6 protein-coding genes and 1 rRNA gene are annotated in these 8346 nt (G+C 38.6%); all 7 read left to right on the forward strand.

The annotated features are described in order from the left end of the window. The first annotated feature begins 7 nt into the window (after positions 1–7). Positions 8–1333 (forward strand): NCS2 family permease, encoded by a 1326-nt coding sequence (locus tag BLR86_RS20830; protein WP_090766205.1) that lies wholly within the window; start codon positions 8–10, stop codon positions 1331–1333. 161 nt (positions 1334–1494) lie between these two features. Continuing rightward, entirely contained in the window at positions 1495–2433 is a 939-nt protein-coding gene (locus BLR86_RS20835) for an ABC transporter ATP-binding protein (RefSeq protein ID WP_175492993.1), read from the forward strand. An 11-nt stretch (positions 2434–2444) separates the two neighbouring features. Next, positions 2445–3617: an ABC transporter permease gene (locus BLR86_RS20840; RefSeq protein WP_090766208.1), complete on the forward strand. Its 1173-nt coding sequence runs from the start codon at positions 2445–2447 to the stop codon at positions 3615–3617. Beyond that, positions 3610–4737 carry an ABC transporter permease gene (locus BLR86_RS20845; RefSeq protein ID WP_090766210.1) on the forward strand — a complete coding sequence of 376 codons (1128 nt, stop codon included), beginning with the start codon at positions 3610–3612 and terminating at the stop codon, positions 4735–4737. The genes BLR86_RS20840 and BLR86_RS20845 overlap by 8 nt, the downstream gene beginning before the upstream one ends. Before the next feature lie 86 nt (positions 4738–4823). Beyond that, complete coding sequence (locus BLR86_RS20850) at positions 4824–5666, forward strand: glucose PTS transporter transcription antiterminator GlcT (protein WP_090766213.1); 843 nt, start codon at positions 4824–4826, stop codon at positions 5664–5666. A gap of 183 nt (positions 5667–5849) precedes the next feature. Further along, entirely contained in the window at positions 5850–7919 is a 2070-nt protein-coding gene (gene ptsG, locus BLR86_RS20855; protein WP_090766216.1) for a glucose-specific PTS transporter subunit IIBC, read from the forward strand. 350 nt (positions 7920–8269) lie between these two features. Beyond that, positions 8270–8346, forward strand: a 16S ribosomal RNA gene (locus BLR86_RS20860); the annotation flags it as partial.

Here is an 8346-nt window from a genome sequence, read left to right on the forward strand (position 1 = left end):
AAAACAGATGCAGAAGTATTTTATGTTTAAGGAATTAGGAACAAATTATCGCCGTGAAACGATTGGCGGTATAACCACTTTCTTGGCAATGGCTTATATATTAGTGGTTAACCCACTAACATTGACATTATCAAGTGTCCCTGATTTCCCAGATGCACTTCGAATGGATTATGGAGCCGTTTTTGTCGCAACGGCATTGGCTGCAGCGATTGGATCCATTATTATGGGTCTTCTAGGAAAGTACCCGTTAGCCTTAGCACCTGGTATGGGATTGAATGCCTTTTTTGCTTATTCAGTTGTATTAGGAAGTGGCATTCCATGGCAACATGCGCTAGGAGCAGTCTTCATTTCCGGTGTGTTTTTCTTTCTATTAACGCTAACAGGATTACGGGAGAAATTAATCAATGCGATTCCGATCGAATTAAAGCATGCGGTGGGAGCAGGTATTGGTTTATATATTACCTTTATTGGATTGCAGAGTGCAGGAATTGTAGTAAATAATGATGCGACCCTTGTTGGATTAGGTGATTTGACAGCAGGACCAACTTTACTAGCCATTTTCGGGATCATTGTGACGGTTATTCTGATGACAAGAGGAATTAATGGAGCAGTATTTTTCGGAATAATTATTACCGTTATCGTAGGAATGATCTTTAACTTAATTGACGCACCGGAGAAAATTGTTGATACCGTTCCAAGTATAGCACCTACATTTGGAGCTGCGTTTTCTTCATTAACGGAAAGTTCATTTTACACTATGACCATGCTTGGAGTTATCTTAACCCTTTTGTTTGTCGATTTCTTTGATAATGCTGGAACACTAGTTGCAGTGGCGAATCAAGCTGGAATGATCAAAGACAATAAATTACCACGAGCAGGCAGAGCGTTAATTGCTGACTCAGTAGCAACTACTGTCGGTGCCGTTCTTGGTACTTCAACGACAACATCTTATATTGAATCATCTGCTGGGGTAGCAGCAGGTGCGAGGACAGGTTTTGCTTCACTTGTTACGGCAGCATTGTTTATTCTATCACTGTTTTTCTTCCCATTATTATCAGTTGTTACCGCAGCAGTTACAGCACCAGCATTAATCATAGTTGGGGCGTTGATGGTTTCTTCGTTAGGGAAAATTGAATGGACGAAATTTGAAGTGGCTGTACCAGCCTTCCTTACGATGATTGCGATGCCTTTGACTTATAGCATTGCTACAGGGATTGCCATTGGATTTATCTTTTACCCAATTACAATGATTGTTAAAGGGCGGATGAAGGAGATCCATCCAATTATGTACTTCTTCTTTGTTATTTTCGTTCTATACTTCCTATTTTTATAATGAGTTGCAAGAGTCTGTGAAATTTACAGGCTCTTTTTCTTGCTGTGAAATACTTCACAAAATATTCTTATTTTTCATAATAAAATATAAATACTTTCATTTAATTTCTGTATGATAGGTGTATAAGAAATTGAATGGAATGGAGAGTGATAATGGTGAACATACTAACAGTTCAGGGACTGAAAAAGAGCTTTGGGAAATTTGAGGCTGTTAAGGGAGTGTCATTTTCGATAGAAAAAGGGGAGTCGTTTAGTTTACTAGGTCCAAATGGTGCTGGAAAATCTACTATTATCAACATGCTGACCGGTTTATATCCTCCCATATCAGGCGAGATTCATATAAAGGGGATTGATGTCATCAAAAATCCTAAACAAGCTCAAAAAATGATCGGGGTAGTGCCACAGGAAATTGCTCTCTATGAGACGTTATCGGCAAGGGAGAATTTGAAGTTTTGGGGAAGAATGTATGATCTATCTGGAAAAAATCTCGATAAATCTGTTGATGAGGTTCTCGAAATGATTGGCTTAACCGATCGGGCAAAGGATAAGGTTAACACCTTTTCAGGCGGAATGAAGCGGCGGGTAAATATTGGCGCTGCGATATTACATCAACCAGAGGTTCTAATAATGGATGAACCGACAGTCGGAATTGACCCACAGTCAAGAAATCATATTTTGGAGACGGTAAAAAGGTTAAATAATGAAGGAATGACGATTATTTATACCAGCCATTATATGGAGGAGGTTGAGTACCTTTGTGAACGGATTGGGATTATTGATCATGGAGAATTAATTGTCTGCGGTACATTAAAGGAGTTAAGGGAAACCATTGGCGACCGCTCAAGAATTCTTGTGTCAATGGAAGTTGATAGATTGCATAACTTAGAGATTATGACCTTACTAACAACCTTAGTTTCGGAAAAAGATATCCTGATCGATGCAAATCAGCTTACGGTCTTTCATAAAGAACCACAATTAATATTAAGCGATTTAATCCAGTTACTAACAAAAGTGGGAACAAAGGTTACTTCTGTAGAAATTATCGAACCAAACCTAGAAAGTGTCTTTTTGCATTTAACTGGACGAAGCTTAAGAGAATAGGGGTGAAGAGGATGACTTCCTGGTGGGTCGCATGGAAAGATCTATTAATTATATTCCGTGATAAGCAGGCTTTTTTAACTTTAATAGCGATGCCTCTATTGTTAATTGCCATTTTGGGTGCAGCATTTGGAGATATGATGGATGGCAATGATGATGTGACAATCAAGAAATTTACATTAGGAATAGTGAATTTAGATAAAGGTCAGTTAGGTGAAGTGCTTTCAGAAGAGATTTTTAAAAAGGAGTTACCAGATCAAATTCAAGTTACATACTATCAGGAAGAAGATCTGTATAAAAAAATCAAAGATCACAAGTTAGAAGTGGGAATTGTTATTGATGAGGAGTTTACTGCTTCGTTAATGACAGGCGAACAAGCGCAGACAAAGCTAATAACAGTTCCGGACCCCGGAATTAAGGCGACAATCGTCTCAACTGTAATTGAACAATTTGCTCAAACGATACCACTTGAAGTGATGTCTGTTACTAAGACACAGCCCGTTCAAGGTAAGGCCTCCACAGATGAACCCACCCAAGACCTCCTACATGAAACAGCAATCGATACAAATACAAATCCAGTCAGTTCTTTTCAGTATTATGCAGCAGCAATGGGGGTCATGTTTTTATTGATGACCGTAGTACAAGGTGTTTCAACGATGATTCTTGAAAAAGGGCAGGAAGTTTTTAAACGTTTGTTAGTATCAAACTTAACCTACCTAAATTATTTAACGGGGAAAATGGTTGGCTTAATTGTCATTTCCTTAACACAGGCATTTGTGATTATTATAGGGACAAAGGTCTTATTTGGCGTTGATTGGGGAGATTCAATTTCAGGTATTATGTTGATGACATTTGCATTTGTTATAAGTGCATGTGGGTTAGGGGTATTAGCAGGCTCCTTTATTAAGACAGAAAAAGCGTTTAATGCAGCTGGGATGCTAGGCACACAGATATTTGCTGCCTTAGGCGGGAGCATGGCTCCATTGTATATATTCCCTGATTGGTTTGTATCAGCTGGGAAAATATTGCCGAACGGGCTTGCTCTCCAAACCTATCTAGACCTTATGTCTGGGGCATCGCTTGTAGAGGTTATTCCTGCAGTGCTTGGCTCGATTGTTTTAGGAATATTCTTTTTTGCGATTGGCCTATTTCGTCTTTCAACTGAAAGGAGGGGGAAATATGCGTAAAATCTGGACTGTTGCATGGCTGCACTTAAAGGAACTTTTTAAATCACCTGGGGCATTGGTTTTGATGTTCATTTTACCAGGGTTATTTAGCTGGATTTTTGGGGGAATTGCGGTTGAATCGGAACAAAATAAACCAATTGTTGATGTTGTAATGAAAGAAGAAGGACTAGGTGCTGAAATGTTCAATCTACTGAAGAAGAATGAACATTACCAATGGAACAAAGTGACCTTAAAACAGGCAAAGGAAAATGTTGAAAAACAGGATACCGTAGCTGCAATTGTCTTTCCAGCAGACCTTCAAGGGAGGATAACGGATAAACAACCATTGTTTGATGTCATTTTACGCAGTAGAACTGAGGATTATCTTGCTCTAGCTCCGCATTTGCAAGGGACGGCAAATATAATCAGTCGTTCCTATCAGACGGTAGAGGAATTGGATTCAAATGCAGTTTCAGATGTACTAGAGGCAGTAGCAATGAGTAAAGGCGTTAAAGTAGAAAAACAAACCATACAGAAGGAAGACAATAACCTAGTTGAAGTAGATTTGATGTTTGTGGGTTTTGCTATTATGTTTATGTTGTTTGGCATTTCTGGAGCCGCTTCAACCATTCTAGATGAACGAATCGGAGGCACATGGAGCAGGCTGATGATTACTCCGGCTAAGAAGTTTCAGATTGGTTTAGGGTATCTACTTGCTTATTTTTTAATGGGTTGGATTCAGTTTGCAGTATTAATGGCAGCGATGAACATCATGTTTGATTCGAAGTGGGGAAACTTAACCTATATGATTCCTTTTGCTTCATTGGTGATCTTATGTGTCGTTGGTTTTGGTCTTATGATTGCAGGGATTGTTAAAACAAAACAACAAGCGGGTGCGATTGGGGCGGTATTAGTCGTAAGTACCTGTATGCTGGGCGGTGTATATTGGTCAATTGAACTAGTTCCAGAATTTATGCAAAAAATAGCTTTGGCCGTGCCCCAAAGCTGGGCTATGTCTGGGTTTAAAGAAATTATCAGTGGCAGCCTTCATACCAGTACTCTTATTAAGGACACACTAGCATTGCTCGGATTTACCGCAGGGTTCTTTTTAATTGCCATAAGGGGAATAACCTATGAGTAGGGATTGTCGGTTTTTGTCGTTGACTTCTTGTTTTGTCTCTTTTAACATGATAAATAAGGTAATGGGACGAAATGGAGAAGATGGGTATGGCAAGGCTGTTACTAAAAAAGGTGCTAAATAACAATGTTTTAATTGCGGAACACCCTTCCTACGAGGAAGTCGTTTTAATCGGTAAAGGGATAGGTTTCAATCGGAAACCTGGAGATTCTATTGAAACGGATTCAGTTGAAAAACTTTTTGTTTTGAAAAATGAAAAGGAGCAGCAGAATTATATTAAATTACTACCTTTTATTGATAATGATTTACAAGAAGTAATTATTTCTGCCATTAGCTTAATCAAGCAAAGGACAAATACCATTCTAGATGAACATATTCATGTTGCCTTAACCGATCACTTAATGTTCACGATTACTAGAATATCTAATGGTATGGAGGTTAGTAATCCGTTTCTCATCGAAACAAAGACTCTTTATCGGCATGAATATGAAATAGCAAAAGAGGTCGTTGAATTAATAAGCACAAAGACAGGGATTTCACTCCCTGTCGGTGAAATCGGATTTATAGCTTTGCATATTCATAGTGCTATGACGAGCAGAAAATTATCAGAGGTAAATCAACATTCACAGCTTGTCAGCAGGCTGGTAAGGATGGTCGAAGAGCAATTTGATATCGTCATTGATAATGAAGGCATTGATTATATGCGGCTTGTCCGCCACCTGCGTTTCACCATTGAGAGGGTTGTCAAAGGGGAAAAAGTAGAGGAGCCAGAAAAAATATCCTTACTATTGAAACAAGAATATCCCGTATGCTATAATCTCTCATGGAAGCTCATTAAGGTAATGCAACAAACATTAAAATTAAAAGTATTTGATGCGGAAGCAGTGTACTTAACCATGCATATGCAGCGAATACAGAAAAAATTTAAATAGCTATTATTTTTTAACGTGTTACTGATTCGATCAGGCATGAGTGAAAAGTATTAATTGAAACCAAGGCTTTTGGGTAGTCTATACCTGATGTCTTATTCAATTGAACTTTTACTCATGCCTTTTTTGTTTTTTTGTCAAATGAAATCGCTTAATGAGCAAAAAAAATAATTGGAGGTATGATCTATGTTTAAAAAATCTTTTGGCGTCTTGCAAAAAGTGGGTAAAGCATTAATGCTGCCGGTAGCATTATTGCCGGCTGCGGGGATATTGCTTGCTTTAGGAGCGGCGCTCTTAAACCCAGCACTTTTAGAATTAGCACCATTTCTAGATAACAGTACGGTTAAAATGATTGCTTCTGTTATGCAAAATGCAGGGAACATAATCTTTGGGAACTTACCGCTCTTGTTTGCGGTGGGTGTTGCTGTAGGATTAGCTGGCGGTGAAGGAACTGCGGGACTGGCCGCAATTATCGGATACCTAGTCATGAATGTAACAATGGGGACAGTACTTGGTATTTCAGCAGAGGATGTTAATGGTTTAAGTTATGCAAATGTATTAGGAATTCCAACACTGCAAACTGGAGTGTTTGGAGGGATTATCGTCGGTATACTTGCTGCTGCAATGTATAATAAGTTTTATGAAATTGAATTACCATCTTATTTAGGGTTCTTCGCGGGAAAACGCTTTGTACCAATTATTACAGCAGCCTCTGCGCTTATTTTAGGATTGTTGATGATATTCATTTGGCCGCCAATTCAAAATGGTCTAAATGCATTCTCACAAAACATGGTACACGCAAACTTAACGATATCTGCATTTATCTTCGGTGTAATTGAACGATCATTAATTCCATTTGGATTACACCATATTTTCTATTCTCCTTTCTGGTATGAATTTGGAGAGTACGCTACAAAGGCTGGAGAAGTAGTTCGTGGAGATCAACGTATCTTCATGGCGCAAATCACAGATAATGTTCAAAATTTAACGGCTGGTACATTTATGACAGGTAAATTCCCATTCATGATGTTTGGTTTACCTGCTGCAGCGTTAGCGATCTATCACGAAGCAAAGCCTGAAAAGAAAGTAATTGTTGGTGGTTTAATGGCATCAGCTGCGCTAACTTCTTTCTTAACAGGTATTACAGAACCAATTGAATTCTCATTTTTATTCGTTGCACCAATATTATTCGGTATCCATGCCATTTTCGCAGGATTCTCGTTTATGGTTATGCACTTGTTAGATGTGAAAATCGGAATGACTTTCTCGGGTGGTTTAATTGACTATATCCTTTTTGGATTGATTAACCCACAAACCAATGCTTGGATTGTTATTCCTGTAGGTTTAGTGTTTGCGGTTGTTTATTATTTTGGCTTCCGTTTTGCAATTCGTAAATTCAATTTAAAAACCCCGGGGCGTGAGTTGGAAGAAGAGGAAAATCAATCACCAACTGGCAAAGCAGGTTCAGCTGATTTAGCAACTAATATACTAAATGCGATGGGTGGTAAAGAAAACATCTCTCATTTAGATGCATGTATTACACGCCTTCGTGTTTCTGTTAATGATAGTAAAGATGTAGATAAGGCCCAGTTGAAAAGGTTGGGAGCGGCGGGTGTTTTAGAAGTTGGAAACAACATTCAGGCAATCTTTGGACCTCGATCTGAAACGATTAAGGGACAAATGAAAGATATAATGGAAGGTAAAAAACCTAGTACAAGGGTTAAATCACCAGAAAAAGGTGTTGAGCAACAAATAGAGGAGATTAATCCAGAAGCACTTCAAACTGCTCGTAAAAGTGAAGATGAGGGTTTTATGGCACCACTTAAGGGGGAGATAAAACCAATTACGGCAGTCCCGGACCAAGTGTTTGCGGGGAAAATGATGGGTGACGGCTTTGCAATCGTTCCATCTGAAGGAACTGTTGTTTCACCAGTGAATGGAAAAATCGTAAACCTATTCCCTACCAAGCATGCGATTGGCATCCTTTCCGATACGGGTCGCGAGATTCTTATACATGTTGGAATTGACACCGTTAACCTCAAGGGACAAGGATTTGAAACATTAGTTTCGGAAAATGATCTTGTCAGTCAAGGTCAGCCGTTACTAAAAGTTGATTTGGACTATATTAAGGAACATGCAACATCTACTATTACACCGATCGTCTTTACGAATTTGGCTGAAGGCGAAAAGATTGTAATCGAAAAAGAAGGACAGGTCGACTTAAAGCAAGAAGGAATAATTAAGATTACGAAATAAAAGCAAAAGCCGGCCAGCCTTAGAAAATGAGGCTGGCTTTTTTATATTATATGAAGATAAACAATCGACTATAAATTAGTTTTGATATTTAGTTGACGATATGAATTAAAGGTGTTATTATATTTTAGCAGTCGTTAATGACGCGTTAACAACACGTTGATATTAAAAAAGTTTTAAAAAAGTGTTGACGACAAGTTAACGAAATGATATAGTAATAGAGTTGCTTCTGACGGAGACGTTGCGAAGCGAAATATTGTTCTTTGAAAACTAAACAAACAAGAACGTCAACAAACAATTTTTTAGCTTTTTATAAAAGCTAAGCCAACGTAACAAAATGAGCTATATCAACTTTCTTGGAGAGTTTGATCCTGGCTCAGGACGAACGCTGGCGGCGTGCCTAATACATGCAAGTCGAGCGAATCTTGAG

The organism is Bacillus sp. OK048 (assembly GCF_900103525.1).
In the GTDB taxonomy this organism is placed as follows: domain Bacteria; phylum Bacillota; class Bacilli; order Bacillales; family Cytobacillaceae; genus Neobacillus.

Coding starts and splice junctions, on each gene's coding strand:
- BLR86_RS20830 (WP_090766205.1), top strand. CDS start 8: ATGCAGAAGTATTTTATGTTTAAGGAATTAGGAACAAATTATCGCCGT.
- BLR86_RS20840 (WP_090766208.1), top strand. CDS start 2,445: ATGACTTCCTGGTGGGTCGCATGGAAAGATCTATTAATTATATTCCGT.
- BLR86_RS20845 (WP_090766210.1), top strand. CDS start 3,610: ATGCGTAAAATCTGGACTGTTGCATGGCTGCACTTAAAGGAACTTTTT.
- BLR86_RS20850 (WP_090766213.1), top strand. CDS start 4,824: ATGGCAAGGCTGTTACTAAAAAAGGTGCTAAATAACAATGTTTTAATT.
- ptsG (WP_090766216.1), top strand. CDS start 5,850: ATGTTTAAAAAATCTTTTGGCGTCTTGCAAAAAGTGGGTAAAGCATTA.